This is a genomic window from Streptomyces humicola (assembly GCF_024436035.1).
Classification (GTDB): domain Bacteria; phylum Actinomycetota; class Actinomycetes; order Streptomycetales; family Streptomycetaceae; genus Streptantibioticus_B; species Streptantibioticus_B humicola.
This window is the reverse complement of the sequence record NZ_JANFNG010000048.1, coordinates 1-26,429: the sequence shown is the minus strand read 5'-3', so window position 1 is coordinate 26,429 and position 26,429 is coordinate 1. Positions and strand designations below refer to the sequence as shown.

Below are 26,429 nucleotides of genomic sequence, written 5' to 3'. Positions count from 1 at the left end.
GTAAGGGCCCGCTCGGCCGGGAGTACCCGCAGCGAGCCCAGCGAGGTGGCCCTCATGAGCACTCTCGAAGAGCAGATCGACATCAACGCCCCGGCCAGGCAGGCATGGGAGTGCCTGCATAGCGTGAAGTCCTACCCGGAGTTCGTCGACGGTGTCCGTGCGGCCCGGCAGGAGGGCACGAGCCGTGCGCATCTCGACCTCGACGCCGGAGGGAAGGCTCGCGTTGTCGACGCGGAGATCTCCGACCGCGGCCGCGACCAGCTGATGATGTGGCGCACCACGAAGGGCGCCGAGCTTGAGGGCACCTTCACGCTGCTGCCCATCGACGAGCAGCACACCCGGCTGCAGGCGCGCCTCACCTACGACCCGGCGAAGGTGAACGAGTCGTTCGGCGGCCCCAAGGGATTCGCCCAGTCCGACGCGATCGCAGGGATGGTCCGGCACGACCTCGAACAGTTCAAGGCCCTGGTGGAGCGCGAGGCCTGAGCCCGGTCGCTCGTACGCAGCCGTACACGGACGGCAGGCCCCGTCAGGAGTAAGCAATCGGCGCACAACCCACCTTGGGGTCATCCTGGAGTGGGGCCGTCCGCCGATGCCGGAAGAAGACTTCTGACGCCTCTCCCGAACGGAGCCAGCCGTGCCCGACGATTCCATCGACGACCTGTGCGTCACGACCATCAGAACGCTGTGCATGGACGCCGTCCAGAAGGCCAACTCCGGCCATCCCGGCACTCCGATGGGCCTGGCGCCGGTCGCCTACACACTGTGGCAGCGATTCCTGCGCTACGACCCCGCCGACCCCGTCTGGCCCAACCGGGACCGCTTCGTGCTGTCCGCCGGGCACGCCTCGACGCTGCTCTATGCGCTGCTCCACCTCGCCCAGGTCCAGGCCGTCGACCCGGCCTACGAGACGCTGGGCGAGCTGTCGGTGAAGCTCGATGACATCAAGCGGTTCCGGCAGGCCGACTCCAAGTGCCCCGGCCACCCCGAGTACCGCTGGACCTCAGGCGTCGAGGCCACCACCGGACCGCTTGGCACCGGGGCAGCCGCCACCGTGGGGCTCGCCATCGCCGCGCGCTGGATGGCCTCGTACTTCAACCGCCCCGAATACACCCTTTTCGACTACAACACCTACGCGCTGTGCGGCGACGGCGACCTGATGGAAGGTGTATCCGGCGAGGCCGCGTCGCTCGCCGGGCACCTCGGCCTGTCCAACCTGTGCTGGGTCTACGACAACAACCGCATCACCATCGAGGGCAGCACCAGCATCGCCTTCACCGAGGACGTCGCCACCCGCTTCATCGGCTACGGATGGAACGTCACACGTGTGGGGGACGCCAACGACCGCGAGATGCTCGCCCGCGCCTTCGAGACCTTCCAGCGCGAACACCACCGGCCCACCCTGATCATCGTCGACAGCCACATCGCCTACGGCGCCCCCACCAAGCAGGGCACGCCCTCCGCGCACGGCGAACCGCTCGGCGAGGACGAGGTGCGGGCGACCAAACGGGTCTACGGCTGGCCAGAAGACGCGCAGTTCCTCGTCCCCGACGGCGTCGTCGAGCGCTTCGCCGAGGGCGTCGGCGCCCGCGGCCGCACCCTGCGCCGGGCCTGGACGGAGCTGTACGAGCGCTACCGCGTCGAGTACCCGGAGCTCGCCGACCACCTGGCGCGCATGCAGCGGCGCCAGCTGCCGAAGGACTGGGACGCCCAGATCCCCTCCTTCCCCGCCGACGCCAAGGGCCTGGCGACCCGGGACTCCTCGGGCAAGGTGCTCAACGCGATCGCCAAAGAGGTGCCATGGCTGATCGGCGGCTCGGCCGACCTTGCGCCCTCCACCAAGACGCTGCTGACCTTCAAGGGGGCCGGGGCCTTCGGCCCGGACGGCGAGCAGGGCCGCAATCTCCACTTCGGGGTGCGCGAATTCGCCGCCGCGGCGGTGGCGAACGGCCTGTCGCTGGCCAAGGTCCGTCCGTACTGGTCGACGTTCCTGATCTTCTCCGACTTCGCGCGGGGTGCGATCAGGCTCTCCGCGCTGATGGAACTGCCGGTCGTGCACATCTTCACCCATGACTCGATCGGCGTCGGCGAGGACGGGCCGACCCACCAGCCCGTCGAGCAGCTGGCGTCGCTCCGTGCGATACCCGGGCTGCTGGTCATCCGCCCGTGCGACGCCAACGAGGTCGCCGAGGCATGGCGGGTGATCATGAGACTGCGCCACGAGCCGGCTGCGCTCGTCCTCACCCGGCAGGCCGTACCCACGCTGGACCGCGCGGCGTACGCCCCGGCATCCGGGCTCGCCCACGGCGGCTATGTGCTCGCCGACCCCGCCGACGGCGCGCCCGACGTGATCCTGGTGGCCACCGGCAGCGAGGTGCATCTCGCAGTCCAGGCGCACGAGCAGCTCGACGCGGAGGGGATCCGCAGCCGGGTGGTGAGCATGCCGTGCTGGGAGCTGTTCGAGCGGCAGTCGAAGGAGTATCGCGACCAGGTGCTGCCGCCGTCCGTCACCGCACGCATCGGCATCGAGCAGGCCGCCACGCTCGGCTGGGAGCGCTATGTCGGCGCCGAAGGTTCGGTGATCGGCATGCACACCTTCGGCGCCTCCGCACCGCTGAAGGCATTGCTCAGCAAGTTCGGCTTCACCCCCGAGGCCGTCGTGCGGCTCGCCAAGGAAGAACTGGGCGTGAAGGCATGAGCGAGCACCCGTACGTCGTCTACGCGTGGGACGGCCACAGCTCGTACCGGATCGTGATGTGCCCGGACGAGAGCCACCGCGTGGTGCACAACCGCACCGAACTGGACGAGCTCGCCAAGGAGCGCGGCATCGACCTCGCCGATCCGGACGAGGTGGTCTGGGAGGGCGGCGACCGATGGCCGCCGCAGACCGGCTCACAGAACCCTCCGCAGAAACACTGAGCCCATTGTCGATCCGCGCACCTGCCGTTCGTCGGTACTCGTGAAAGGCCCGACAGGCGGGCCGGGCGAGGGGAAGGATCGCACCATGCCGCAGTACCTGTTGCTGATCTACGACGACGAGTCCGCCGTGGCCGGTATCGGCCAGGAGCAGTTCGACCAGCTGCTCAAGGAGCACCGGTCGTTCGGCGAGCGCAACGCCTCCGTCCTGCGCGGCGGTCATGCGCTGGAGCCGACGACGACCGCCACCTCCATTCGCAAGGACTCCACGGGAAACGTCACCGTCACCGACGGGCCCTTCGCGGAGACGAAGGAGGCACTCGGCGGCTTCTACATCGTCGAGGCCGCCGACCTGGACGAGGCCATCGCGGTGGCCAAGCAGGTCCCGGCGCCCTACGGCGGCGTCGAGGTCCGCCCCGTCCGGGTCTTCGACCAGTAGGGGCCGGTCACGTGGCCACTGCACCGGCCGTCGCCGCGGCGGTCGCCGAGGCGCACCGTCGTGAGTGGGCCTTCGTGCTCGCCGCGACGGTGCGCGTCACACGGGATCTCGACATCGCCGAGGAGTGCGTGCAGGACGCCTACGCCCAGGCACTCGTGACCTGGGGCGAACACGGCATCCCACACCGTCCCGCGGCGTGGCTGACCACCGTTGCGCGGCGCAGCGCGCTCGACGTGCTCCGACGCGAGGCGACGCTGCGCCGCTGACCGCCGCTCACGGACATGCTCGGCCGATCGCGCGGGGGAGTTCGAGCCCGAGGATCCGGTCCAGGTAGACGAAGGTCTCGAACCGCGAGCCGTCCGGGACGCCGGGCTCGCCCTCAAGGCGGCGCAGCTCCGCCAGGGCTGCCCAGGTGTCGAGCCCCTCGCTGAAGGCCGTGAAGGCGTTGCGTACGACATCGGGATGTGAGGGCCGGGACGGCATCTCGGCCCACGCGGCCACCCGCTCCCGCCAGCGGCTCAGCTGGTCCTGCGCAGCGGCGAGCACCTCGCGGTCGAGCCGTACCGGCTCCGAGTACGGGTGCTCCAGCAGCGCAAGCCGCATGGCGAGCGGGTCGTTCCCGGCGGTGTCCAGGTAGCCGCCCGCGCCCGTGACGGGCCCGCAGGCGGCGACCGGGATGTCCGGGCCGGACGGATACTCCGGGCCGTCCGGCCCGCGGTACGTCGCTGCGGTATGCGCGACGACATGAACGTCGCACGGGCCGTCCCGCTCGTCGCCGACATGGGCGGCGGGCGGATGGACTCCGAGCCGCTCCGCGTCGCGCGCCAGCGCCTTGACCTCGTCCTCCGCGTGACCGGCGTCGGCCCAACACGCCATCACCTGCAGGCCGTTGAACTCGGCGAGCCGGAAGAGCACGTCTGCGACGAGAAGCGCCCGCAGATCGGCGGTACCGAACGGAGCGCCGGTCCGCGTCAGCTGCACGCGGGTATACAGCAGTCCGGTGCGGGCGGGCCGGATGCGGGTGAGCAGGCCGGTGCGGGCGTCGGTGATACGCACCGTTCCAGTCTCACCCGCACGCGGCCCAGAGGCCAGCGCGGCCCGCCGCCCGGGTACGGTGTCCGGCGTCCCGCTATCCGGTGACGCTCGCCGAGCCGGTCTCGATGTGGCCGGTGAACCGGCGCGACCAGGAGGCATCGATGTCGACCGTCACCGTGAAGTCGTACCAGCCGTTGTCGTAGGCGACCGCGTTGAAGTAGTCGGACACCGTGCCTCCCGCCGGCACCTGATACGTCCACGGGCCATCGCTGCGGTAGTTGGTGGAGGTGATGGTGAACGTCGCGGTGGTGGTTCCGTTGTTGGCCATCGCGAACCAGATCGCCTCCTTGCCGGTGTTGCTCGCCGTCGCGTAGGAGGAGGTGACCTCGACGTTCTTACCGGACGCGGTGGCGTCGCCCACGAACCGGCGCAGAAAGCGGTTGGGCCCTGTGAGCGTCAGGTCGTACTTGCCGGCGCCGTAGCCGGCGCCGATGTTGAAGTAGTCGCTCGCCGTGGATCCGGCGTCGACGGTGTACTGCCATGGGCCGCCGGTGCGGTAGGCGTTGGCTTGGATGGCGAAGTGCGCGGCCTTGGCCGCGGGGGTGCCCTGATTGGCCATGTCGACCCAGAGCAGGGTCTTGCCACCGGAGTCGAACTCCAGGTGATCAACGTAACCGTTGGGCTGGTACGGCAGGGCCCGTGCCGGCTTGGTGCCGGACTCCTGCGCGGGCAGGACGTTGGTCGTCGGCGTCGGGTTGGGCAGCGCATTGCAGGTCGACTGGCCGATCACGGTGCCGGTGGACGGCAGTGAGGGAAGTCCGTAGACCGGAGAGGTGAAGTCGAAGGCGCTGGTCAGGTCACCGGTGACCTGACGGCGCCAGGCACTGATGCTCGGACAGGTCGCGGGTGTACCGAGCGCCGCCGTCCACGTCTCGATGAACTGGATCACCGAGGTGTGGTCGAAGACCTGGGAGTTCACCCAGCCGCCCCGGCTCCACGGCGATATGACGATCATCGGTACCCGGAAGCCGAGCCCGATCGGAGTGCCGTTCAGGATGAATTCGTCCGCGGTGCCGGACGCCGGGATCGGCGGCGGCACATGATCGAAGAAGCCGTCGTTCTCGTCGTAGTTGAGGAAGACGACGGTGGAGTCGAGCACCGAGGAGTCCGCCGCGAGCGACTGAAGGATCAGGTTCACGAAGTGTGCGCCGTCGCCGGGAGGGGCATCGGGGTGCTCGCTGAACGCCTGGTTGGAGACGATCCACGACACCTGCGGCAAGGTTCCGTTGACCACGTCCTGCTTGACGGCCTGGGCGATGTCGTCTGGTGTCGAGCCGGTGGTGGCGGGCACCGAGGCCATGCCCCGCTGGTAGAGCACGCTGCTGGTCGGCGCGTTGGCGAACTGGGCGAAGTAGGCGAGCCCGTTGTCGCCGAAGTTGTCGGAGGCGTTCTGGTAGACCTTCCAGCTCACACCCGCGTTCTGCAGCGCCTCGGCGTATGTCTGCCAGCTCAGGCCCGATTCGTCGCCGCCGTCGTACGCCGGGCCGCCCGCCGTGCCGTTGGGGTCGATCATGCCGCCCCACAGGTAGGTGCGGTTGGGGCCGGTGGCGCTCAGGATGGAGCAGTGGTATGCGTCGCAGACGGTGTAGGCGTCGGCGAGCGCGTAGTGGAAGGGGATGTCGTCGCGGGTGAGGTAACCCAGCGTCCGGTTGGATCCCTTCGCCGACACCCAGCTGTCGAGCTTGCCGTTGTTCCAGGCCTCGTGCTGCGTCGTCCAGCCGTGGTCGAGCGAGCCGTCGCACTGGGCGAGCGTCTCCGGGGTGGCTCCGCTGTTGGACGGTGTCGCGCTCAGGTTCCACGGGTACTGACGGCCGGTGCCGTCGGGCTGGTTGAAGACCGAGTAGCCGCCGGACAGTTCGATCGTGGCACGGTCGGCGAAGCCGCGAACGCCCTTGAGCGTGCCGAAGTAGTGGTCGAAGCTGCGGTTCTCCTGCATGAACACCACGATGTGCTTCACATCGGTGATCGTGCCGGACGTAGCGGCCGTCGTCGCCTCGTTGGTGTGCGCGGCCGCGGCCTGGCCCGATGCCGCCACGACCGCTCCGGCGGCAGCGCCCGCCGAAAGCGCCACGAAGCTTCTCCGACTGATGCCGCTGGTACGGCTGTTGTCCGTCATGGACATGGGTCCCTTCGACTGCGTGGAGTGCACATGCGCCCGGCGCCCGCCGTGGCCGGGCCGTGGGGGTGGTGCGTGCGCAATCTGTCGCGGCGGTTGCCGTGGAGAGTAAACCGGTTGAGAAGCAGTGGTGAAGAGACGTGCGTTGCGAACAAACGATGAACGAACGCTCACCATGCGGCAGATGGGACCTTCCGGGAGCGGAGGAAGGATCTACACGATTCATTCCGTATAGTGGATTGGGAGATCCGCTTTACGGAATAGGTGTGATATGGGCACGATCGCTTTCATCGGCCTCGGCATCATGGGCAGCCCGATGGCGGTCAACCTTGCGCAGGCCGGCCACACGGTGACCGGGTGGAACCGCAGCCCGGGGCGTACGCAGCCCCTGGAGGCGGCCGGGGGCAGAGCCGCCGGCAGCATCGCCGAGGCGGTGCGCGACGCCGATGTGATCATCACGATGCTCCCGGCATCACCGCAGGTCGAGCAGTGCGTGCTTGGGGACGGGGGCGTCTTCGCCCATGCGCGCAAGGGTGCGCTGTACATCGACATGAGCTCGATCACCCCGCGCACCTCGGTCGAGCTCGCCGAGGCGGGCGCCGCGAAGGGGATCCGGGTCCTCGACGCCCCGGTCTCCGGTGGTGAGGCGGGGGCGATCGAGGGCGTCCTGTCGATCATGGTCGGCGGCGAGCCGGCCGACTTCGAGGAGGCCAGGCCCGTCTTCGAGGCAGTGGGCAGGACCATGGTGCTGTGCGGTCCGCACGGTTCGGGTCAGACGGTCAAGGCTGCCAACCAGTTGATCGTCGCGGTCAACCTCGAAGCCGTCGCCGAGGCCCTCGTCTTCCTGGAGAAGTCCGGTGTGGAGACCACAGCGGCGCTGGAGGTGCTCGCCGGTGGGCTTGCCGGTTCCACGGTGCTCGACCGCAAGAAGGACAGCATGCTCGCCCGCGATTTCCGCCCGGGCTTCCGCGTCGACCTGCACCACAAGGACATGGCCGTGGTCATGGACACCGCGCGGGAGATCGGTGCCGTGCTTCCGCTGGGTGCGATCGCCGCCCAGCTGATCGCCGCCGCCGCAGCCCGGGGCGACGGCGACCTCGACCACTCCGCCCTGCTCAGGGGTGTCGAAATGCTCAGCGGCACCGCCAAGGACTGAGCCGCGGCCGAATGGCGGATTGATCGAACGATCGGGCCGCACGCCACCAATCGAATCCGCCGGTGCTCGAGGTCGTCACCACATGATGGGCATGGGCCCGGTCCCTTCCCGCCCCCGTAGGGAAGGGACCGGGTCGATCGAAGGCGGCAGGTTCCGGGAGCAGCCGGTGCTGCGGCAGCACCCCCGGGCCGCAGGAGGCCGTGCCGATGCCCCGGTGGGCGTGGTCGAGGGTGAGGCACACGGCGTCGTCCGGCTGCAGGTCGGAGGTGTGGTGTGCGGCGCCGAGGGCCTCGGGCGTCCAGCGACGGGCGGTGAAGTCGAAGTACGGGTCGCCCTCGATCCGAAGGCCTGCCCCGGTGGAGTCTGTGACGGCCGCCCAGCGGGTCTCGTGCGGTTGCCGTTCTCCTGCGGTCGTACGTAGGGGGTCTGCAACTCCTCGAGGCCGTCGGTGACGAAGTTGCCGTCGTGCAGCGGCTCACCGAAGTCGCCGCCGTAGGCGTAGTGGAGTGTGCCGTCGGCGGTCCGGCGGCCCCCGCGCGGCGCCCCACGGCACACGCGGGAGGCTCACCCCACGTGCGACCTCGGTGGTCGCCGCCCCCTCTGGAGCCGCGCAATGACGTACAGCTCGCATCGCTTCCCGGAGTCCTCGCCAGGCACCGTATAGCGCCGATAACCGCGGGAATGTCCTCGCCCTGGGAACGCCGACCGCCTGCGGGGGTGGCTCGTCGAACAGTGCCTCGGGATCCGACGGGAAGCCGGTCGACATCTCTTTCTGGTCCTGGACGCTCAACTCCCAGCAGGTCGTGGACGAGTTCAACAGGACCCACAAGGACGTCCACGTCACCTTCACCGAGATCCCGAGTGGCCCTCCCGCGTACCAGAAACTCTTCGACGCGATCAAGACGGGCAACGGCCCGGACCTCTTCAACTGCGGCTACATGTATCTGCCGCAGTTCGCAAGCCAGGGCGACGTCCAGGACATCAGCCAGTACATCACCGGTGATCTGAAGTCGAAGTTCGTTCCGAGCGGAACGGCTTCTTCCTGGTGCTGGTGATGCTCAGCAACGAGAAGCTCTACCCGGTGACGCTGGGGGTGTACATGTGGAGTTCGCAAGTCCCCGAGGACCCCAACTTCACCATCCTGGCCATCACCGGTGCCGCCGTGTCCATCATTCCTCTCGTCGCCCTCTTCCACTTCCTCCAGCGTTACTGGCGCTCCGGAATGACCGCCGGAGCAGTCAAGTAATCATCGCTTGATCGTTCGGCCAAAAGGAGCCATCCGCACATGAGCACCCCCATGCCCCGGCCCCGCACGCTGCTCGCCATGGGCCGGGACACCGCCTCCAGGATCGTCGACGATGACGTACGCGCCCGGCTCGACCGCGTGGCGGACGTGGTGCCGGGCATCGTCGCCGACGACTTCTCGCGGCCCGAGACGGCTGCGGCGCTGGGCGAGACCGAGGTCCTGCTCACCGGCTGGGGCTGCGCGCCGCTCGACGCGACCGTGATCGATCGTGCACCGCGGCTTCGGGCGATCGTGCATACCGCCGGATCGGTCAAACCCTTTGTCACCGACGCATGCTGGGACAGGGGCATCAGCGTCTCCTCCGCAGCCTGGGCCAACGCCCTGCCGGTTGCGGAGTACACCGTGGCCGCCGTCCTGATGTCGAACAAGAGGATGCTGCACTTCCGTGACGCGTTGCGGGCGCAGCGCGCCCGCACCGACTGGTACGAGGGCTACAGCGATGTCGGCAACTACCGCCGAACGATCGGTGTGATCGGAGCGTCGCGGATCGGTCGTCGTGTCATCGAGTTGTTGCGGCCCTACGATCTGACTGTGCGGTTGTACGACCCCTATCTCCCCGCGGACGAGGCCGACGCGCTCGGTGTGCGCGCCGTCGGCCTCGACGAGTTGTGCGCGACCAGTGACGTCGTCAGCGTGCACGCTCCTGAACTCCCCACCACCCGGCGGATGCTCGACCGCCGCAGACTCGCACTGATGCGCGACGGCGCAACCCTGATCAACACCGCTCGGGGCTCTCTGATCGACACCAAAGCGCTCGTCGAGGAACTCGTCACCGGACGGCTCCACGCCGTGCTGGACGTGACCGACCCTGATCCCCTCACCCCTGACTCCCCCCTGTTCGACCTGCCCAATGTGCTGCTCACCCCGCACATCGCGGGCTCGATGGGCACCGAGATGCGGCGGATGGCGGACTCCGCCGTCGACGAACTGGCCCGTTACGCCGCCGGCCTGCCGTTCGCCCACCCCGTGCTGCGGGACGAACTCGACCGTGCCGCCTGAACCTTCGGAAGCGGGGACAATGCCGTGACCACATCCTCCTGCCCGGCTCGCCGCGTCCTGGTCGTCGGCATCGACGGCGCGCGCCACGACGTCCTGCGGCCGCTTCGGTCGCCGAGGCGGGTTTCTTCGCGGGCAACAGCCATCCGCACTGGACCCTTTACGGGCGCCCGTTCTTCTCCACCGCCGATGCGACGGAAACGGAAACGGAAGCGGAAGGGGTGAGCGACGTCATCGGTGCGCCGGTGCGCGGTCGGTGACCGGAGCGAGCGGGAGGCCAGAGCCGCCGGCGGAGGAAGCGGGGGCCGAGGGGGCGGAGCCGGCGGGCGGGTTGGAGGCGAGCCCGAGCGGTGCCGCGAGGTAGCGGTGCACCTGCGCCCGGCTGAGGACGCCCGTGGCCTCCAGGCGGCGCAGCACATATGCGCGACGCTTCCGGGCGTGAGCCGGGTGGCGCAGCGGGTCGTAGGCGGCGGGTGCCTGGACGAGGCCCGCGAGCAGCGCGGCCTGCGGCCAGTCGAGCCGGTCGGGCGAGGTGCGGAAGTAGCCTTCCGATGCGGCGTCGATCCCGTAGTAGCCGTGCCCGAAGTCGGCGCTGTCGAGATACATCTGCAGGATCGCGGACTTCGGCCAGCGACGGGCGAGTTTGACGCCGAGGGCGACCTGTTCCATCTGGTCCGCACGCGAGCTGCGGCCCTTGATGTAGAGCATCCGCGCGAGCTGCTGTTCCAGCGTGGAGCCGCCCGCATCGCCGACTCCGCGCAGCCACGCCGCCGTTGCCCGCGCCGCGCCGCGGAAGTCGATACCGGGATCGGTGTAGAAGCGTGCGTCCTCGGCGGCGATCAGTGCGGCGGTGACCTTCGATGCGGGGGCCGGAGCGGCCACGTTGGTGTGGCGGGCGGCAGCCTGGGCGCGCACCCTCGCCTCCGCGTCACCCACGCCGGGTGTGGCGGAGAACAGGATCCCCATGCCCGCACCGCCCAGTACCAGCAGCGCGGCGGCGATCGCCACCAGCCGCCACAGCCACCGCATCGGCCGACCGGGTGAGGGCCGGCGGCGCCGGACGGAGAGCACACGGACCGCAACCGCCACTATGGCGGCCGTGGCGACCACGGCGACACTGGTGAGTTCACCAATGGTGATGCCGAGCAGTGGGCGGGAGAAACCGATCAGTACCGCCGTCCCGCAGACGGCGGCTCCGGCCGTGGTGGCGGCCGAGCCGAGCGGCAACGGTTGCGTGGTCCGGGACTCGGCCCCGGCTCCGGCCTCGGCAGGCGGCCGTGTGGGGTTGTCCTGACGGTCCCGGTGGCCGGGGCGGTCGTGATGGTGTCGGCGGTCTCGTTCCTGGTCGTGTCCTGGTGGTCGCTGCCCCTGCATAAGGAAAGGATGGCCGCAGAACGCGGCCATGGCACTACGGAGGCCTGAATACGCCCTGAATGGGCCGAAGGGGTCCCCTGACCCGTCCGGGCCCATCCCCAGGGGCCCCTCCTGTCTGTGGCCCCTCCATGTCTGTTCCGGGGGCTCCTACTGCCCGGTCATGACAATGCCGCCGTTGCCGTCGAGGGAGTAACCGCGCCCTTGGAGACACCGGCCGCCTCGGCGATGTCGGCGATGGTGGGACGCTTCACCTCGACCTCTCGGCTGTCGGGCCCCACGGGGCGTGATCCGGTTGTCGGGCGGTGTGGTGCCGCACGGCACATCGGACACTGCCGCGGGAGGCCCCCAGCGTACTGCCGCCCGCCGGCGCCACATGATCGTTCACCAGCTCATCTCGATGTCGTCACTTAACCGATTCACGGCCAGGGAGTCGGGGAAGGGCCGCGGACGGCCGGGGGAGAGGCGGATAATGGATGCATGGCCGCCGTGTTCTTCGGTGATCGTCTCGACGCGGGACGCAGACTGGCCGAGCGGCTGGAGCATCTGCGCGGCCAGCACGTCGTCGTGCTGGGTCTGCCCCGTGGCGGTATTCCTGTGGCCGCACAGATCGCCGAACGTCTCGGAGCGCCGCTGGACGTCATCGTGGTCCGCAAGCTCGGCGTGCCCTACCAGCCGGAGCTCGGCATGGGCGCCATCGGCGAGGGCGGCGTACGTGTCATCAATGACTCGGTGGTCCGCATGGCGCGGGTCACCCCCGAACAACTCGCCGAGGTCGAACAGGCGGAGCGCACCGAACTGGAGCGCCGCGCCCGCCGCTACCGGGGCGACCGTCCACGCGTCGGCGTCGAGGGCAGGACGGTGGTCGTGGTCGACGACGGCATAGCCACCGGGTCCACGGCGCGTGCAGCGTGCCGGGTCGTGCGTGACATGGGCGCGGCGCGTGTGGTGCTCGCGGTGCCCGTGGCGCCGCGCGGCTGGACCGACCTGCTGGGTGACGTCGCCGATGAGTTCGTGTGCGTCGACACCCCCGACGACTTCTTCGGTATCGGGCAGTTCTACGCCGACTTCGCGCAGACCACCGACGAAGAGGTCATCGCCTGCATCGAACGATCGGCCGCGGCGGTCGCCGGACAGAGCAGCCCTCACACCGGAGGTTCCGGTGCACCGGCAGGCCGGGGGCGCGGTGGCGAGGTCGAGGTGCAGGCCGGACCGGTACGGCTCGGCGGGCAGCTCACCGTCCCGGGGGAACCGTTGGGCACCGTGCTCTTCGCGCATGGCAGCGGCAGCAGCCGACACAGCCCGAGGAACCGTTTCGTCGCGGCCGCGCTCAACCGCGCGGGCCTGTCCACGCTCCTGTTCGACCTGCTCACCGAGGAGGAAGAGCGCGACCGCGCCAATGTCTTCGACACCGCGCTGCTCGCCCGCAGGCTCATCGACGCCACCGCGTGGCTGCGCGAGCGCCCCGAGGGCCGCGGCCTGCCGGTCGGCTACTTCGGCGCGAGCACCGGTGCGGCCGCTGCGCTGTGGGCGGCGGCGGAACCGGGTGCGCGCATCGCGGCGATCGTCTCCCGCGGCGGACGTCCCGACATGGCCGGCCCGCGGCTGCCTGCGGTGAGCGCGCCGACGCTGCTGATCGTCGGCGGCCTCGACGACGTGGTGCTCGGCCTCAACAGACAGGCACAGGCGCAGCTGACGTGTGAGAACGAACTCGTAGTCGTTCCCGGTGCCACCCATCTCTTCGAGGAACCGGGCACGCTGGAGGCGGTTGCGGAGCTGGCCAGGGGCTGGTTCACCGAGCACCTCGCACCGGCAGGGCATGTCGTGACGGCCGACCGCTGACGCCGCGACCTGAGAGGTACCGGCCGGTACGCCCTCTCGACAACGCCTCCGCGTGCTTCGACCATGGTGCAGGGCCGGGACATCGGCCCTGCACATCCTCCGGTTCCGGTCCGTAACGGACCGTCCTCACAGTCGTCACCACAGTAATCACCGCAGTTGTCACCAATGGCAGAGTGAGAGGCCGCAGATGACGGGAACCATCACCGCAGGCGTACTCCGGGAACGCGCACCTGGTGAACGCCGGGTCGCCATCGTCCCCGAAGCCGTGCCGCGCCTGCGGTCGGCCGGCGTCGACGTCCTGGTCGAGCCGGGGGCGGGACAGGGCGGCTGGTTCACCGATGCCGACTACGCCGAGGCGCAGGCCGCCGTCGTGCCGGCCGACGACATCCGCGAACGGGCGGATGTGCTGCTGTGCGTCGGTCCGCCCGGTGCCGAGCTGTCCGCCGCCCTCCGCCCCGGACAGGCACTGATCGGCATGCTCGACCCGCTCGGCCGTCCCGAGTTGGTGCAGACGTGGGCCGAGCGGCGGGCCACCGCCATCAGCCTCGACCTGCTGCCGCGCACGCTCAGCCGCGCTCAGACGATGGACGCCCTGACCTCGCAGGCGAACGTCGCCGGCTACAAGGCCGCGCTGCTCGCGGCCGACACCTACGGCCGGTACTTCCCGATGCTGACCACCGCGGCCGGCACATCGAAGCCCGCTGCCGTGCTCGTCCTCGGCGCCGGCGTGGCTGGGCTCCAGGCGATCGCCACCGCCCGCCGCCTCGGCGCCGTCGTGTCGGGGTACGACGTACGTCCCGGCTCCCGCGGCGAGGTCGAGTCGCTCGGCGCCCGATTCGTCGACCTGACCTCCGTGGCATCGGGCGCCGGCGAAGGCGGCTACGCCAGAGCGCTCACCGAGGACGAACAGCGCGCGCAGCAGAAGGAGCTGGGCACCCACATCGCCCGCTCCGACGTGGTGATCACCACCGCCCGGGTGCCGGGACGCAAACCGCCGCTGCTGGTCACCGCGGAGGCGCTGCGCGCCATGCGCCCCGGCTCCGTCGTCGTGGACATGGGCGCGAGCGAGCTCGGGGGGAACGTGGAACTCTCCGAGCCGGACAGGACCGTCGTCGTCGAAGGCGGCGTGACCCTGATCGGCGCGGGCAATCTGCCCTCCGAGATGGCCGGCGCCGCCTCGACCGCGTACGCCCGAAACATCACCGCACTGCTGGCGCATCTGCTGCGTGACGGCGTGCCGCCCGACGGAGCGCTTCCCGTCGACCCGGACGACGAGATCCAGGCCGCCGTGGTCGTCACCCACCAGGGCAGCGTGCTCAGCTCTTCCGTCGCGGCCGCCCTCGCCGCCGTACCCACCGTGGGAGGTGGCGCATGAACCTCGACCTGCAAACCGCCCTCACCGTCTTCGTGTTGAGCGTCCTCGTCGGCTTCGAGGTCATCAGCAAGGTCCCGACGACCCTGCACACCCCGCTGATGTCCGGCGCCAACTCGATCCACGGCGTCGTCGTGATCGGCGCCATGCTCATCGCCTCGACCGCGCACGACGTGCTCGGCTACGTCCTGGCGTTCGTCGCCGTCGCCTTCGGGGCGATGAACGTGGTCGGCGGATACGTCGTCACCGACCGCATGCTGCACATGTTCCGCGCCCGGGGCGACGGCTCCCGGCAGCGCTCCACGGACACGAAGACGACATCGGAAGCGAAGGGCTGATCCGATGGGCACCGTCGTCCGGTACGTCTTTCTCGCCGCGGCCGCCTGCTTCGTCATCGGCCTGCATCTGATGAACTCTCCGCGCACCGCCCGGCGCGGCAACACCCTGTCGGCCGCGGCGATGGCCGTGGCGATCGCCGCCACCGTGGTCCTGGTGGTGCACGACGGCACCATCACGACGACCGGATGGCTGGTACTGGTGCTCGGTGCCGCATTCGGCTCGGGCGTCGGGCTCTACACGGCGCGGACCGTGCAGATGACCGCGATGCCGCAACTGGTGAGCGTCTTCAACGCCGTCGGCGGCGGGGCGGCCGCGCTGCTCGCGATCGACGACATCGTCCTGGCGCTGCACCCGGGGGTGTTGGGCGCGCGGTCCACCGTGCCCGGTGCGCTCGACATCCTCATCGGCGGGGTCACCTTCTCCGGTTCGGTCATCGCGGCCGGCAAGCTGCAGGGCATCGTGCCGAGCCGGCCCATCGTATTTCCCGGCGCGCGGCCGCTGAACCTGGCGCTGGCCGTCCTCTTCGTGTCGTCCGCGGGCTGGCTGGTGGCCGACCCCGGCAGCACAGCCGCGGTCGTGGTGCTGACGCTGGCCGCGCTGGCGTTCGGCACCACGATGGTGCTGCCGATCGGCGGCGCCGACATGCCGGTGGTCATCTCGCTGCTCAACGCCTTCACCGGCACTGCGGTCGGGATGGCCGGTTTCGTCCTCGACGAGTCGGCTCTCATCATCGCCGGTGCCCTCGTCGGCGCCTCCGGCGGCATCCTCACCAAGCTGATGGCCGATGCGATGAACCGGTCGATCACCGGCATCATCCTCGGCGGATTCGGCACCGGCGACACCGGGCCCGCTGCCGGTGCGGACGCCAACGACCGGGTGCGCAGCGTCTCCCTCGACGACGTGGCGATCCAGCTCGCCTACGCTGCCAAGGTCATCGTCGTGCCGGGCTACGGGCTGGCGGCCGCCCAGGCCCAGCACGAGCTCGGAGAACTCGCCGAAATCCTCGAGGAGCACGGCGTCGACGTCAGCTACGCCATCCACCCCGTCGCGGGCCGGATGCCGGGGCATATGAACGTGCTCCTGGCTGAGGCCAACGTGCCGTACCCGCAGTTGAAGGAGATGGAGGAGGTCAACCCCGAGTTCCCGCATGCCGATGTGGCGCTGGTGATCGGCGCCAACGACGTGACCAATCCGGCCGCCCGGCGGCCGGGCAACGCGATCTCGGGCATGCCGATCCTCGACGTCGACCGGGCCAAGAGCGTGATCGTCATCAAACGTTCCATGGGCCACGGATACGCCGGCATCGACAATGAGCTCTACACAGACCCGAAGACCGGCATGCTGTTCATGGACGCGAAGAAGGGGGTCGCCGAACTGAAGGCCGCGGTCCGCACCTTCGTCGGGGCGTGAACGCCACGCACGTCAGCGGGTCACGCGCACGACGGGGCGCAACCCCGACACGGCGCCGGAGAGCAGCCGCTCCACCGGCGGTACCACCCACGGGCCGACGGCGGCGACCCCGATCGCCGTCGTGACCCCGGCCCAGGCCACCGGTCCGAGCGGCGTGCACCCGAAGAAGTGGCTGATCACGGGCGTCTGGATGAGCGCGACGAGTGCGGCGGCGGAGCCGAGCACTGTCACCAGCACCACCGGGCTGCGCCGGCGCCCGATGACCGTCTGCGTGAGCTGGGCGCCGACCACTCCGCACAGCGCCATCGTGCTGGTGCGCCGCGCGGAGCCCGGCGTGAGGTTGCCGATCAGCCAGGCGGTCCCGGCGCCCAGTCCCGTGACCACACCACGCTGCCGGATCTGGCGCGTGAGCGGCGCGCCCAGCGCGGCGAGGCCCACCGGCGCGGACGGGGCGGGGGAGTCTTCCGCCGACACTTCCACGTCCTGCGGGGTCACCGCGACCGCCATCGCCGGGAACATGTCGGTGAGCAGGTTGACTAGCAGCAGTTGACGTGTCGACAGCGGCGAGGAGCCGGAGATCAGCGTGCCGAGCACGGAGAATCCGACCTCGCCGGCGTTGCCGCCGATCAGGATGCTGATGGCGTCCGCCACGCTGCGCCACAGCGCCCGGCCCTCGGCGACGGCGTCGATCAGCACCGACAGCTCGTCGTTGACGATGACGAGGTCCGCGGCGTTGCGGGCCGCCGCGGATCCGCGCACCGCGATGCCGATCCCGACGTCCGCGGCGCGGATGGCGGCCGCGTCGTTGGAGCCGTCCCCGACCATGGCCACCACCCGCCCGGAGCTCTGCAGCGCCTCGACCACCTGAAGCTTTTGCTCCGGCGCGACCCGGGCGACGACATCGCAGTCGTGCAGCAGGCGGGCACGGCCGTTCCGGTCCATGGTGGCCAGTTCGTCGCCGGTCGCCACCTCGACCTCCTCCGGCCAGCCCAGCGCCGTGGCGACCGCCCTTGCGGTCTGCGGGTGGTCGCCGGTGAGCATCACCGGTCGCACCCCGGCCGTGCGCAGGCCGGCGACGAGCGGGGCGGAGCTGGCCCGCGGGACATCGGCCAGCCCCACGAACCCGACGAGTTCGAGCCCCTCCAAGGGCTTGTCCAGCGCCTCGCCCAGCTCGTCGCCGCGCAGCCGGCGCACCGCGACGGCGAGCACCCGCAGACCCTCACCGGCGAGCGACAGGGTCGCCACGGTCGCGTCCGTCCCCGCCTGGGGGCAGCACGGCAGTACCACCTCCGGCGCGCCCTTGACGACGAGCAGGTGCGTCCCGTCGCCGTCGGTGCCGGTGGCGGAGGCGTAACCGCGGCTCGCTTCAAAGGGGTGCGCGTCGGCCGGTGACCACTCCAGCTCGCGCGGCGCGCCCGCGAGGATGGCCTCGTCGGTGGCGTGGGCGTGGATCCCCACCTCGTCGGCGATGTGCGGGCAGGCCCGGGCCGCGGTCCGCAACACCGGTGCGGCCTCGGGCGCGTCGGCCGGATACTGCTCGCCGTCCGCGGTGACGACACGCACGACGTGCAGCCGGTTCTCCGTCAACGTGCCGGTCTTGTCAAAGCAGATGGTGTCCACCCGGCCGAGCGCCTCCAACGTACGCGGAGTGCGCACCAGTACGCCGAGGCGACTGAGCCGCCGGGCCGCCGCCAGCTGGGCCACCGTCGCCACCAGCGGCAGTCCCTCCGGTACGGCGGCGACCGCCACCGCGAGACCGCCGCGCACGGCCTCGCGCACCGGGCTCCCGCGCAGCAGGGAGAGAGCCGCGACCGTCGCACCACCGGCGAGGGTGAGCGGCAGCACCTTGCTGGTCAGTTCGTGCAGCCGTGCCTGGACGCCGGGTGCGGCCGGGGTGCGTGCCGCCAGGTGCGCCGCCCGCCCGGCCTCCGTCTCGTCCCCCGTGCCCACGACGACGGCGCGGCCGTGCCCGGCGACGACCGTGGTGCCCTCGAACACCATGCAGCTGCGGTCCGCGACGGCCGCCTGCGGCGTGGCGGCGAGCTGCTTGACCGAGGGCAGCGACTCGCCGGTGAGCGAGGACTCGTCCACCTCCAGGTCGGTGATGTCGAGGAGCCGCGCGTCGGCGGGCACCACGTCGCCCGTGCGCAACTCGATCACGTCGCCCGGGGCCAGTTTGGCGGCCTCGACGGTCGACGTCCTTCCCTTGCGCGCCCCCGCCACGCGTCGAGCCGTGCGCCGCTGCCCGGCGGCGAGCGCCGACAGGGCCCGCTCGGCGCGCAGCCGTTGCACCCCGCCGACGAGGGCGTTGACGCCCATGGCACCGGCGACGAGCAACGCGTCCACCGTGGAGCCGAGGAGCGCGGACGCGGCAGCGCCGACGACGAGAACCGGGGTGAGCGGATCGTCCAGTTCGGCCTCGACGGCGCTCACCAGACGGGCCGTCACGCGCAGCGGGGTGAAGACGGGAAGCCGCGCGACGGCGCCCGCCGTCTCGCCGAGCCGGGCACGGACGACGTCCAGCGCGCCGGGCGCGGCGCGCGGCGTGGACGCCAGCCGGGAGAGCGCCTCCTCGGGCTGCAACGCATGCCAGGGAACGCGCGGTCTCGGGTGGGGCGTTGCGCGGGTGGTGACGCCGAGGGCGGATCTCCACCCCCACAACAGGGCTACAGCAGCAGCGGCGTTGACGGGGCTGAGCCGGAACCCGAGGGAGAACGGGCTGCGTTGGGAGCGGGAGCCCCGGGTCACCACGAGCAGTCCGGCCAGCGTCGCTCCCGCCTCGGCGAGGATCTTGGAACGCCGGCCGACGCTGCGCGCGGCCGGGACGGCGGCCAGCAGGCGCCACACACCCTCCAGCCCGCCCAGCGGGAGCACGTCAGCCCCCCACACCACCGCACTGCGCTCGTCGGTGACGCAGACGGCGATGTCGCTGCCGAGCAGACCGTCGACCAGTTCGCCGGGGTCGGCGCCCGCCGTGCCGTCGTGGTCGCCCGGGATCCGCACCACCGTGAGCACGCCGCGTCGCGATGCCCGCAGCTCGCGTACGACATCGCCCAACGGCCGCCGGGCCGGGACGAGTTCGTCGGCCATCGCGCCGAAGTCGCCGAGCGAGGCGTCGTCCACCACGACGACGTGCAGGCCGGCCCGGCGCGCCGCGTCCAGCGCGGCCTCGGCGAGCAGAGCGACCTCCCAGCCGACCAGTACGGTCCCCACGTCCGCGCCGTCCGCCGACGCGATCATCATCCCCGTCTGCGACGCCCCCTCATCGGGCACCGGGCGCAGCGACAGCCGCGGGCCGTTCGCGGGCGGCGGTTCGTCGGGCGCGCGGAGCGCTGCGGCCGTCGCGTGCCACAGCCGGTCGTGATCCCACGTGTCCGTGGTGGGATGGACGTCGAGCACCGTGCGCCGTCTGCTGCGCAGAGCCTCCGGATGCAGCACCACGGTGTCGACTGTCTCCAACTGCCGCAGCCGTTCGACGTCGCGGACCAGCACCCCGCCACGGGCCAGTGCGCTGCCGAGTGCCGCGGTGAACGCCGCGGGCCCGTACCGCGCCGCCTTCGGCGAGCCGGCGAGCACCGCCTCGGCCGCCTCGCCCACGTCACGGGTGAACAACAGCGTCGCCGCGGCGCCCATCAGACTTCCGCTCACCGCCTGGTCCGCGTACTCCTCGCCCGGGTTCGGGCGGAGCGCCGGACGGGGAACCTCTCGCCCGCCCAGGCTCAGCCGGCCGGGCGCGCAGAGGGAGTCGTGTGCGGAGTCGAAGGCGGCGGCGCGCGCGAAGGCCTCCGCCAACTGGCCGGTGCGCAGCGCCGCGTCGAGCACCAGGGCGGTGGGCGACTGGCCGAAGCCGTGAGCCGCCGCGTGGACGGTGGCCAGCACCAGATCGGCGCCCGTGGCGCCGAGCCTGCGTCGCAGCTCGGTCCGTACGCGGGAGTCCTCACGCAACACGGTGACCAGCGCGGTGACCAGCCGTGGAGAGCTCTTCATGCCGGTGGTACGCGCCGTCATCGCCGTGGCGATGCCCACGGCATCGCATGCGAGGGCGATTGCACCGGCGCGCACGCCTCCGGCGTGGCCGGGGTGGACGCGTTCGAGCACCTGCTCGTCGGGGCGTTCGAGCTCGTGCTCCTTGGCGACCTCGGATGCCCTGTCGGCGATGTCGTCGGTGGCCGCGTCCTCGGTCAGCTGGATCACCAGCCGCGCCAGGCCGCCGTCCCAGTAGGCGGTCACCACGTCGGGATGCTCGGCGAGTGCGAGGGCGACCTTCCGGGCGGCCGCCTCGATGGCGTGCGCGTCGCGTGCGGCGGCGCCGGGCCGCGGGCGCAGCGGAAGGTGCATACGGGAACCGGCATGCCAGTATGCCCGGCTGGGTGTCACGGCGTTGCGGGCGACGCGCCCGATGCGCACCGCCGTGGACGACACGGCCGCCGCACCGCTCGCCGTGGTGCGCATGCCGGCGGCGGCGATGCCGGCCGCGGTACGCACGGTGGCCCCCGCGTGCGGGACCGTGTGGCGGGCGGCCTGGGCGGGAGCTGCGAGCGCGAGATCGAGCCCCGTCGCCGACAAGCGTGTGAGCAAGCGCAGAACCATCTGTCACCTTCGCGGTATCGGCAGCGGCCCCCAGTGCTGTCCGGCGTCAGGCCTGCCGGCCCGACCCGGTGCGGCCCGACGACGTTTTGCGGCTCGACGTCGTCCGGCGGCCAGGGCCGCCGGCGGACGAGGCCTTCGTACCGGTCTTCGCCTTCTTCGCCGCGGCGCCGCTGCTCGGCCTCGTCCTGGCTGTCCTGGACGCTCCTGTTCCGTGTCCGGCGGCCGCCGACGCGGCGGCCTCGGCCTCCTTGGGGCGCTGCTGCGTCAGCCACACGACCGCGGCGCCTACCGCCGCCACCGGCCATTCGACGATGCCCGCGGCACCCAGCAGGCCGACCCCTGCATAGGCCGCGACGCGACGGGCGTGCGGCGAGACGATCCCGACCGTGTCGAGCACGCCGTTGGCGACGCCCTTGAAGACGGAGGCGCCGGGCATGTGGTCCACCGCGGCCGTCATCGTGTCGACCGGATGTGCCAGCAATTTGGCCGGTCCTGACGAGGACCCTGATTTCGATGCCGTCTGCGACGTGGAAGTTGCGGTGGTTGTGCTCATGATGTCTCCGTTCGCGGGCCGCAACGGAACACGCCGTCCGACATGAGGCGGCCCGCTGGTGTTCATCTATGCCACCCCTGGTGTTTTCCGGATCTGTGTAAACAACCTACGTCAAACACCTTGATTCTCGACATATGTCAGCGCCCCAACAGGGGAAGCGCCGTGCGTGGAATACGCCGTACGGCGTCGCGCCCTCGCTGACCGAGTCCTTGTCCGCCGCCCTTCCGTTCACCGCGGGAGGCGTGCCGACGTGTGCGAATGGGGAGATCCGCGATGCGCATCGAAATGACCTGGCCGCGTGCCGGCGCCGCCGACCGCACCCTGACCCTCTCCGTCCCCGACGTCCCCGTCGCAGGCCTCGTCCGCCCCGCGGCGCGGCAGGTCCGGCGGCTGTCCGGGCTGTGCGGCCCCGGCGCGCTGCGGGGTGTCGCCGCCTGCATCGAGCCCATCGTCGGCGGTGTCGCCTCAAGCACGGGCGCCGGGGTGCTCGTCCAGCTGGCGCTGCCCTTCGCGGTCCGGCTCGTCCGGCAGTCCCGCGGCGCCGCCCCGTCGGGCGAGGACCTGGAGCCGTCGTCGCGGAGGTGAGTGCGTGAGCGGGTCAGTCGTGCGGCGGGAGGTGGCCGATCCGGTGGTCGGCGACGCTGAGCGCCTCCTCGACCAGGCGCCGCAGGTGTCCGTGGCGCAGGGCGTACACGACGCGCCGCCCCTCCTTGCGTGTGGTGACGAGCCCGGCGAGACGCAGCCGTGCCAGGTGCTGGCTGACCGACGGGCGCGCCGCGCCACACGCCTCGGTGAGCGTGCCGACGTCCGCCTCGCCCTCCCCGAGCCGCCGCAGCAGGGCAAGGCGGGTGCGGTCGGCGAGCAGCCCCAGCACCTCCACGGCGACGGCAAGCCGTTCGCCGTCGTCGGGCTCCTGCACACCGTGCGCATCTGATAGGTGCATGCGTGCACTCATGCGTACATAATGAGAGCGAGGCGCCCTGGTGTCCAGCTCGCCGGAGGCCAAGCACGGAAGGTGCGAACGAGTCCGTGACCGATCACCCGCACATCCACGCGCACAACCGCACACCTGCGCACTCGCACCCGGCCTCGGCGACGCCCTGGGCTCGGCTGCGCCACCGCGTCGTACACCTGGTCACCCCGCACAGCCATGACGCGGCGGACCGGACCGACCCGGCGATGGAGTCCTCGGCCGAGGGCATGCGGACGTTGTGGCTCTCGCTCGCCGTCCTCGGCGCGACGGCCGTCGTCCAGGCCGTCGTCGTGGCGCTCTCGGGATCCGTCGCGCTGCTCGGCGATACCGTCCACAATGCCGCCGACGCCCTGACCGCACTGCCCCTGGGCGTTGCTTTCCTGCTCGGCAGGCGGGCGGCGACCCGGCGTTTCACCTATGGCTTCGGGCGCGGCGAGGACCTGGCCGGGATCGTCATCGTGGCCACCATCGCCGCCTCCTCGGTGCTCGCTGCCTGGACGGCGTTCGGGCGGCTGCTGCACCCGCAGCAGATCACTCACCTCCCCGCGGTGGCCGCAGCGGCGCTCGTCGGCTTCGCCGGCAACGAATGGGTGGCCCGCTATCGCATCCGCACCGGTCGCAGGATCGGTTCCGCGGCGCTCGTCGCCGATGGACTGCACGCCCGTACCGACGGCTTCACCTCACTCGCCGTGCTGCTGGGCGCCGGTGGAGCGGCGCTCGGCGTGCCGGCGGCGGACCCGGTTGTCGGCCTGCTGATCACCGTCGCCATTGCTCTGGTGCTGCGGGACGCGGCCCGTGAGGTGTTCCGACGGCTGATGGACGCCGTCGATCCCGCGCTTGTCGGACGCGCCGAGGATGCGCTGCGCCAGGTGCCGGGCGTGGTGGAGTTCAGCGAGCTGAGGATGCGCTGGATCGGTCACCAGCTGCGCGCGGAGGTCGCCATCGTCGTCGACGGCGAGCTGAGCGTCCGCAGCGCCCACCGCGTCGCGGTCGACGCCGAGCACGCTCTGCTCCACGCCGTACCGCGGCTGACGGCCGCCCTCGTGCACGCCGACCCGACCTCGGATCGCGACGGAGCCGACCCGCATGCACTCCTCGCCCACCACGTGGGGTGACGATGAACGTGCTCAGCCCAGCGGCGGCAGGACCTCGCGGGCGTGCGTGCCGAGCCGGTCGAGGGCGCTGACCATCGCGGCGGCCTCGGCCTGCGTCAGCGGCTGGTACACGTGCTCGTCGAGGGTGCGTACGTGCACGCGCGCGGCGTCCACGAGCGTCTGCTCGCCGCGCTCGGTCATCGAGACGATGGTGCTGCGGCGGTCCTCGTGCGACGGCTCGCGCCGTACCAGGCCCGCCGCCTCCATCCGGCCGATGAGCCGGGTGGCGCCGCCGCTGGTGAGGACCAGCCGACGGGAGACGTCCCCCATCGGCAGGCCCTCCGGGTGCTCGGCGAGATGGAGCAGCACCTCGAACATCGCGTGCGAGATGCCGCACTCCCGCTCCATGACGGCTCCCGCCAGACGCTCCAGCATCCCGGCGGTGGTCAGCAGGACGCCGAAGGCCCGGATCCGGTGATCTGCCGCCGCCTCCGCCGCGGTGCTGATCGGGCGCCTTGCCATCCGTGCCCCCTACGGCGTGTGTCAGTACGCCACGGTGATGCGGCGGTGCACCGCTTCACCCTTCTCCACCTCGTCGACCAGCGCCACAGCGTAGTCCTCGGCGCTGATGCGGCTGTGCCCCTCGGCGTCGGCCAGCAGCTGGTCGCCGCCGGTCCGGAAGACGCCCGTGCGCTCACCAGGGGCGATCTCAGCGGCGGGGGAGAGATAAGTCCAGTCCAGGTCGTCGACGCCGCGGAAGAGCGTGAGCACCTCGCGATGGGCGAGCGCCTCGCCTTTGTAAGCGTCCGGGAAGCCGGGGGAGTCCACCAGGGCCTGGCCCGGAGCGACCTGCAGGCTGCCGGCGCCGCCGACGACGACCACGCGCCGCACGCCGGAGGAGCGCAGACCCTCGATCAGCGCGCGGTAGGCGGCGAGCAGCGGGCCGGACGGCTCGGATCCGTCGCGCGGCGGCGCGATCGCCGAGACCACCGCGTCGTGACCCGTGGCGAGTTCGGCGACCTTCCCGGCGTCGGAGACGTCCGCCGAGACGACGGCCGCCTTCGCGTCGTCGAGCCCGGGAGCCTTGCCGGAACGGGTGGCGGCGGTGATCTCATGGCCGCGCCGCAGCACCTCGGCAGCGATGCGGCTGCCGATCATGCCGGTGGCACCGAAGAGAAGGATCTTCATGGAAAACCTCGCGAAGGTATGAGGGAGGTGCTGACACCAGCCTCAAACACCTGACACGTCAGGTAAATTTCCCGGAGCGGCCGGAGCGGCGAGACGCGGAGAAAATCCAGCGGAGGATTCCGTGGGCGGCCCCGCCTAGCGCACCGAGAGCGAGCGCCGGGCGGCCGGTACGCGCTTGCCCGACGCCCAATCCGCGGGCCAGGCGGGCCGGCTCATCAGCTGTGCCCACTCGTCGTCCCGCTCGCCGGGCAGGCACCGCCCCTCGTCCCGCCAGTACCGCACAAGCGCCGTATAGATCGGAGTGTCCGGCGTCGGCGCGGCGGACGGAGGAGGTCCCGCGGGCGCCGGGCGCCAGATGACCTGTGTCTGCGTCGTCGCAGTCATGCAGGCTTCAACGAGCAGGCTCCCCGACGGATAACCGATGCGGCGCCGCGGTCACCCGAATGAGACCGCCACAACCGCCGGGCCTCGATGGTTCCCTTCCAACCGACTGGTGGGTATTCCGACGGCTTGACGGCAAATGTTCCGCGTTCTATGCAGGTGTCGTAGGCAGGTCCTGTCCGCAGCCCCCTGCGGAGGGAGGAGAGCTGTCATGGCGCGCTCGGTCGGCATCGACCTCGGCACGACCAACTCCGTGGTGTCCGTCCTGGAGGGCGGCGAGCCGACGGTCATCACCAACACGGAAGGCGCACGGACGACACCCTCCGTGGTGGCCTTCGCCAAGAGCGGCGAGGTGCTCGTCGGCGAGATCGCCAAGCGCCAGGCCGTCACCAACGTCGACCGCACCGCCCGCTCGGTCAAGCGCCACATGGGCGAGTCCGGATGGCGCTTCCCGGAGTCCGGGGACATCGATGGCAAGCGCTACACGGCCCAGGAGATCTCCTCCCGTGTGCTGCAGAAGCTGAAGCGGGACGCCGAGTCGTATCTCGGCGAGGACGTCACCGACGCCGTGATCACCGTCCCGGCGTACTTCAACGACGCCCAGCGCACGGCGACCAAGGAGGCCGGTGAGATCGCGGGCCTCAACGTCCTGCGGATCATCAACGAGCCAACCGCCGCTGCCCTGGCCTACGGGCTGGACAAGGAGAACGACCAGACGGTCCTCGTCTTCGACCTCGGTGGCGGCACCTTCGATGTGTCGCTGCTGGAGATCGGCGAGGGCCTGGTGGAGGTGAAGGCCACCAACGGCGACACGCACCTCGGTGGTGACGACTGGGACCAGCGGATCGTCGACCATCTCGTCAAGCAGTTCAAGAACGCCTACGGGATCGACCTGTCCAAGGACAAGATGGCGCTGCAGCGGCTCCGCGAGGCCGCGGAACGCGCGAAGATCGAGCTGTCCAGCTCCACCGAGACCTCGATCAATCTGCCCTACATCACCGCGTCGGCCGAGGGCCCGCTGCACCTGGACGAGAAGCTCACCCGGGCGCAGTTCCAGCAGCTCACCGCCGACCTGCTGGAGCGCTGCCGCGCCCCGTTCCACAACGCCATCAAGGACGCCAAGCTCGCTGTCTCAGACATCGACCACGTCATCCTGGTCGGCGGCTCGACCCGTATGCCGGCCGTCGCCGACCTGGTCAAGGAGCTCACGGGCAAGGACCCGCACAAGGGCGTCAATCCGGACGAGGTCGTCGCGGTGGGTGCGTCGCTGCAGGCGGGTGTGCTCAAGGGTG

25 protein-coding genes and 1 pseudogene are annotated in these 26,429 nt (G+C 71.0%); 16 read left to right on the top strand and 10 right to left on the bottom strand.

The window, feature by feature from the left end:
* Positions 1–54: 54 nt before the first annotated feature.
* From NGB36_RS31865 to NGB36_RS31845, 5 genes are all read left to right on the top strand, one after another.
* Positions 55–486, top strand: a complete 432-nt coding sequence (locus NGB36_RS31865; protein WP_255924094.1) for an SRPBCC family protein — start codon at positions 55–57, stop codon at positions 484–486.
* Positions 487–637: 151 nt separating this feature from the next.
* A complete protein-coding gene (gene tkt / locus NGB36_RS31860; protein WP_255924093.1) occupies positions 638–2,698 on the top strand; it encodes a transketolase in 2,061 nt (686 codons plus the stop codon).
* A complete protein-coding gene (locus tag NGB36_RS31855; protein ID WP_255924092.1) occupies positions 2,695–2,919 on the top strand; it encodes a hypothetical protein in 225 nt (74 codons plus the stop codon). The genes tkt and NGB36_RS31855 overlap by 4 nt, the downstream gene beginning before the upstream one ends.
* A gap of 85 nt (positions 2,920–3,004) precedes the next feature.
* The gene (locus NGB36_RS31850) at positions 3,005–3,355 is read left to right on the top strand and encodes a YciI family protein (RefSeq protein WP_255924091.1); all 351 of its coding nucleotides are present in this window, start codon (positions 3,005–3,007) and stop codon (positions 3,353–3,355) included.
* Positions 3,356–3,366: 11 nt separating this feature from the next.
* Positions 3,367–3,621 (top strand): sigma factor, encoded by a 255-nt coding sequence (locus NGB36_RS31845; protein WP_308288962.1) that lies wholly within the window; start codon positions 3,367–3,369, stop codon positions 3,619–3,621.
* A gap of 7 nt (positions 3,622–3,628) precedes the next feature.
* On the opposite strand, the gene NGB36_RS31840 is transcribed toward NGB36_RS31845, so the two are convergent.
* Together NGB36_RS31840 and NGB36_RS31835 are read right to left on the bottom strand one after the other, a co-directional pair.
* Complete coding sequence (locus NGB36_RS31840) at positions 3,629–4,411, bottom strand: hypothetical protein (protein ID WP_255924090.1); 783 nt, start codon at positions 4,409–4,411, stop codon at positions 3,629–3,631.
* A 73-nt stretch (positions 4,412–4,484) separates the two neighbouring features.
* A complete protein-coding gene (locus NGB36_RS31835) occupies positions 4,485–6,566 on the bottom strand; it encodes a phosphocholine-specific phospholipase C (RefSeq protein ID WP_255924089.1) in 2,082 nt (693 codons plus the stop codon).
* A 271-nt stretch (positions 6,567–6,837) separates the two neighbouring features.
* Between NGB36_RS31835 and NGB36_RS31830 the strand changes: the two genes are divergently transcribed.
* The gene (locus NGB36_RS31830; RefSeq protein ID WP_255924088.1) at positions 6,838–7,722 is read left to right on the top strand and encodes a 2-hydroxy-3-oxopropionate reductase; all 885 of its coding nucleotides are present in this window, start codon (positions 6,838–6,840) and stop codon (positions 7,720–7,722) included.
* Here NGB36_RS31830 and NGB36_RS34005 read toward each other — a convergent pair.
* Positions 7,700–8,247 (bottom strand): annotated as a pseudogene (locus NGB36_RS34005) (beta-galactosidase small subunit-related protein); the annotation flags it as partial. The gene NGB36_RS31830 and the pseudogene NGB36_RS34005 overlap by 23 nt on opposite strands.
* A 278-nt stretch (positions 8,248–8,525) precedes the next feature.
* Between NGB36_RS34005 and NGB36_RS31820 the strand changes: the two are divergent.
* Genes NGB36_RS31820 through NGB36_RS31810 form a run of 3 tightly spaced genes read left to right on the top strand, consistent with a single transcriptional unit; the run spans position 8,526 to position 10,027 of the window.
* Positions 8,526–8,777: an extracellular solute-binding protein gene (locus NGB36_RS31820; protein WP_255924087.1), complete on the top strand. Its 252-nt coding sequence runs from the start codon at positions 8,526–8,528 to the stop codon at positions 8,775–8,777.
* Positions 8,777–8,968 carry an ABC transporter permease family protein gene (locus tag NGB36_RS31815; protein WP_255924086.1) on the top strand — a complete coding sequence of 64 codons (192 nt, stop codon included), beginning with the start codon at positions 8,777–8,779 and terminating at the stop codon, positions 8,966–8,968. The genes NGB36_RS31820 and NGB36_RS31815 overlap by 1 nt, the downstream gene beginning before the upstream one ends.
* A 39-nt stretch (positions 8,969–9,007) precedes the next feature.
* Positions 9,008–10,027, top strand: coding sequence for a hydroxyacid dehydrogenase (locus NGB36_RS31810; protein WP_255924085.1), 1,020 nt, complete (start codon positions 9,008–9,010; stop codon positions 10,025–10,027).
* 228 nt (positions 10,028–10,255) lie between these two features.
* Here the strand turns inward: NGB36_RS31810 and NGB36_RS31805 are convergent, their stop codons facing one another.
* On the bottom strand, positions 10,256–11,398 hold the full coding sequence (locus tag NGB36_RS31805; protein ID WP_255924084.1) for a biosynthetic peptidoglycan transglycosylase: 1,143 nt from the start codon (positions 11,396–11,398) through the stop codon (positions 10,256–10,258).
* A gap of 486 nt (positions 11,399–11,884) precedes the next feature.
* Here NGB36_RS31805 and NGB36_RS31800 point away from each other — a divergent pair, with 486 nt between their 5' ends.
* From NGB36_RS31800 to NGB36_RS31785, 4 genes are all read left to right on the top strand, one after another.
* Positions 11,885–13,237, top strand: coding sequence for a phosphoribosyltransferase family protein (locus tag NGB36_RS31800; protein WP_255924103.1), 1,353 nt, complete (start codon positions 11,885–11,887; stop codon positions 13,235–13,237).
* A gap of 187 nt (positions 13,238–13,424) precedes the next feature.
* On the top strand, positions 13,425–14,612 hold the full coding sequence (locus NGB36_RS31795) for an NAD(P) transhydrogenase subunit alpha (RefSeq protein ID WP_255924083.1): 1,188 nt from the start codon (positions 13,425–13,427) through the stop codon (positions 14,610–14,612).
* Entirely contained in the window at positions 14,609–14,947 is a 339-nt protein-coding gene (locus tag NGB36_RS31790; protein WP_255924082.1) for an NAD(P) transhydrogenase subunit alpha part 2, read from the top strand. Before NGB36_RS31795 ends, NGB36_RS31790 begins: the two co-directional genes overlap by 4 nt.
* A 4-nt stretch (positions 14,948–14,951) precedes the next feature.
* Positions 14,952–16,358, top strand: coding sequence for an NAD(P)(+) transhydrogenase (Re/Si-specific) subunit beta (locus tag NGB36_RS31785; RefSeq protein WP_255924080.1), 1,407 nt, complete (start codon positions 14,952–14,954; stop codon positions 16,356–16,358).
* A gap of 12 nt (positions 16,359–16,370) precedes the next feature.
* Here the strand turns inward: NGB36_RS31785 and NGB36_RS31780 are convergent, their stop codons facing one another.
* Both NGB36_RS31780 and NGB36_RS31775 read right to left on the bottom strand, forming a co-directional pair.
* Positions 16,371–20,948: a cation-translocating P-type ATPase gene (locus NGB36_RS31780; protein WP_255924079.1), complete on the bottom strand. Its 4,578-nt coding sequence runs from the start codon at positions 20,946–20,948 to the stop codon at positions 16,371–16,373.
* A gap of 46 nt (positions 20,949–20,994) precedes the next feature.
* Complete coding sequence (locus NGB36_RS31775) at positions 20,995–21,501, bottom strand: hypothetical protein (RefSeq protein ID WP_255924078.1); 507 nt, start codon at positions 21,499–21,501, stop codon at positions 20,995–20,997.
* 273 nt (positions 21,502–21,774) lie between these two features.
* Here NGB36_RS31775 and NGB36_RS31770 point away from each other — a divergent pair, with 273 nt between their 5' ends.
* On the top strand, positions 21,775–22,086 hold the full coding sequence (locus NGB36_RS31770; protein ID WP_255924077.1) for a hypothetical protein: 312 nt from the start codon (positions 21,775–21,777) through the stop codon (positions 22,084–22,086).
* A 13-nt stretch (positions 22,087–22,099) separates the two neighbouring features.
* On the opposite strand, the gene NGB36_RS31765 is transcribed toward NGB36_RS31770, so the two are convergent.
* On the bottom strand, positions 22,100–22,456 hold the full coding sequence (locus NGB36_RS31765; RefSeq protein ID WP_255924076.1) for an ArsR/SmtB family transcription factor: 357 nt from the start codon (positions 22,454–22,456) through the stop codon (positions 22,100–22,102).
* A gap of 74 nt (positions 22,457–22,530) precedes the next feature.
* Between NGB36_RS31765 and NGB36_RS31760 the strand changes: the two genes are divergently transcribed.
* Positions 22,531–23,589, top strand: coding sequence for a cation diffusion facilitator family transporter (locus NGB36_RS31760; RefSeq protein WP_372509578.1), 1,059 nt, complete (start codon positions 22,531–22,533; stop codon positions 23,587–23,589).
* Positions 23,590–23,601: 12 nt separating this feature from the next.
* Here the strand turns inward: NGB36_RS31760 and NGB36_RS31755 are convergent, their stop codons facing one another.
* From NGB36_RS31755 to NGB36_RS31745, 3 genes are all read right to left on the bottom strand, one after another.
* Complete coding sequence (locus NGB36_RS31755) at positions 23,602–24,090, bottom strand: MarR family winged helix-turn-helix transcriptional regulator (protein WP_255924075.1); 489 nt, start codon at positions 24,088–24,090, stop codon at positions 23,602–23,604.
* A gap of 21 nt (positions 24,091–24,111) precedes the next feature.
* On the bottom strand, positions 24,112–24,756 hold the full coding sequence (locus NGB36_RS31750) for an NAD(P)-dependent oxidoreductase (protein ID WP_255924074.1): 645 nt from the start codon (positions 24,754–24,756) through the stop codon (positions 24,112–24,114).
* A gap of 135 nt (positions 24,757–24,891) precedes the next feature.
* Positions 24,892–25,140, bottom strand: coding sequence for a hypothetical protein (locus tag NGB36_RS31745; RefSeq protein WP_255924073.1), 249 nt, complete (start codon positions 25,138–25,140; stop codon positions 24,892–24,894).
* 208 nt (positions 25,141–25,348) lie between these two features.
* Between NGB36_RS31745 and NGB36_RS31740 the strand changes: the two genes are divergently transcribed.
* The coding region (locus NGB36_RS31740; RefSeq protein WP_255924072.1) for an Hsp70 family protein at positions 25,349–26,429 on the top strand (1,081 nt) is incomplete at its 3' end.

Coding starts and splice junctions, on each gene's coding strand:
- NGB36_RS31865 (WP_255924094.1), top strand. CDS start 55: ATGAGCACTCTCGAAGAGCAGATCGACATCAACGCCCCGGCCAGGCAG.
- NGB36_RS31810 (WP_255924085.1), top strand. CDS start 9,008: ATGAGCACCCCCATGCCCCGGCCCCGCACGCTGCTCGCCATGGGCCGG.
- NGB36_RS31795 (WP_255924083.1), top strand. CDS start 13,425: ATGACGGGAACCATCACCGCAGGCGTACTCCGGGAACGCGCACCTGGT.
- NGB36_RS31750 (WP_255924074.1), bottom strand. CDS start 24,756: ATGAAGATCCTTCTCTTCGGTGCCACCGGCATGATCGGCAGCCGCATC.
- NGB36_RS31745 (WP_255924073.1), bottom strand. CDS start 25,140: ATGACTGCGACGACGCAGACACAGGTCATCTGGCGCCCGGCGCCCGCG.
- NGB36_RS31770 (WP_255924077.1), top strand. CDS start 21,775: ATGCGCATCGAAATGACCTGGCCGCGTGCCGGCGCCGCCGACCGCACC.
- NGB36_RS31805 (WP_255924084.1), bottom strand. CDS start 11,398: ATGCAGGGGCAGCGACCACCAGGACACGACCAGGAACGAGACCGCCGA.
- NGB36_RS31790 (WP_255924082.1), top strand. CDS start 14,609: ATGAACCTCGACCTGCAAACCGCCCTCACCGTCTTCGTGTTGAGCGTC.
- NGB36_RS31765 (WP_255924076.1), bottom strand. CDS start 22,456: ATGAGTGCACGCATGCACCTATCAGATGCGCACGGTGTGCAGGAGCCC.
- NGB36_RS31780 (WP_255924079.1), bottom strand. CDS start 20,948: ATGGTTCTGCGCTTGCTCACACGCTTGTCGGCGACGGGGCTCGATCTC.
- NGB36_RS31830 (WP_255924088.1), top strand. CDS start 6,838: ATGGGCACGATCGCTTTCATCGGCCTCGGCATCATGGGCAGCCCGATG.
- NGB36_RS31850 (WP_255924091.1), top strand. CDS start 3,005: ATGCCGCAGTACCTGTTGCTGATCTACGACGACGAGTCCGCCGTGGCC.
- NGB36_RS31775 (WP_255924078.1), bottom strand. CDS start 21,501: ATGAGCACAACCACCGCAACTTCCACGTCGCAGACGGCATCGAAATCA.
- NGB36_RS31815 (WP_255924086.1), top strand. CDS start 8,777: ATGCTCAGCAACGAGAAGCTCTACCCGGTGACGCTGGGGGTGTACATG.
- NGB36_RS31755 (WP_255924075.1), bottom strand. CDS start 24,090: ATGGCAAGGCGCCCGATCAGCACCGCGGCGGAGGCGGCGGCAGATCAC.
- NGB36_RS31785 (WP_255924080.1), top strand. CDS start 14,952: ATGGGCACCGTCGTCCGGTACGTCTTTCTCGCCGCGGCCGCCTGCTTC.
- NGB36_RS31835 (WP_255924089.1), bottom strand. CDS start 6,566: ATGACGGACAACAGCCGTACCAGCGGCATCAGTCGGAGAAGCTTCGTG.
- NGB36_RS31855 (WP_255924092.1), top strand. CDS start 2,695: ATGAGCGAGCACCCGTACGTCGTCTACGCGTGGGACGGCCACAGCTCG.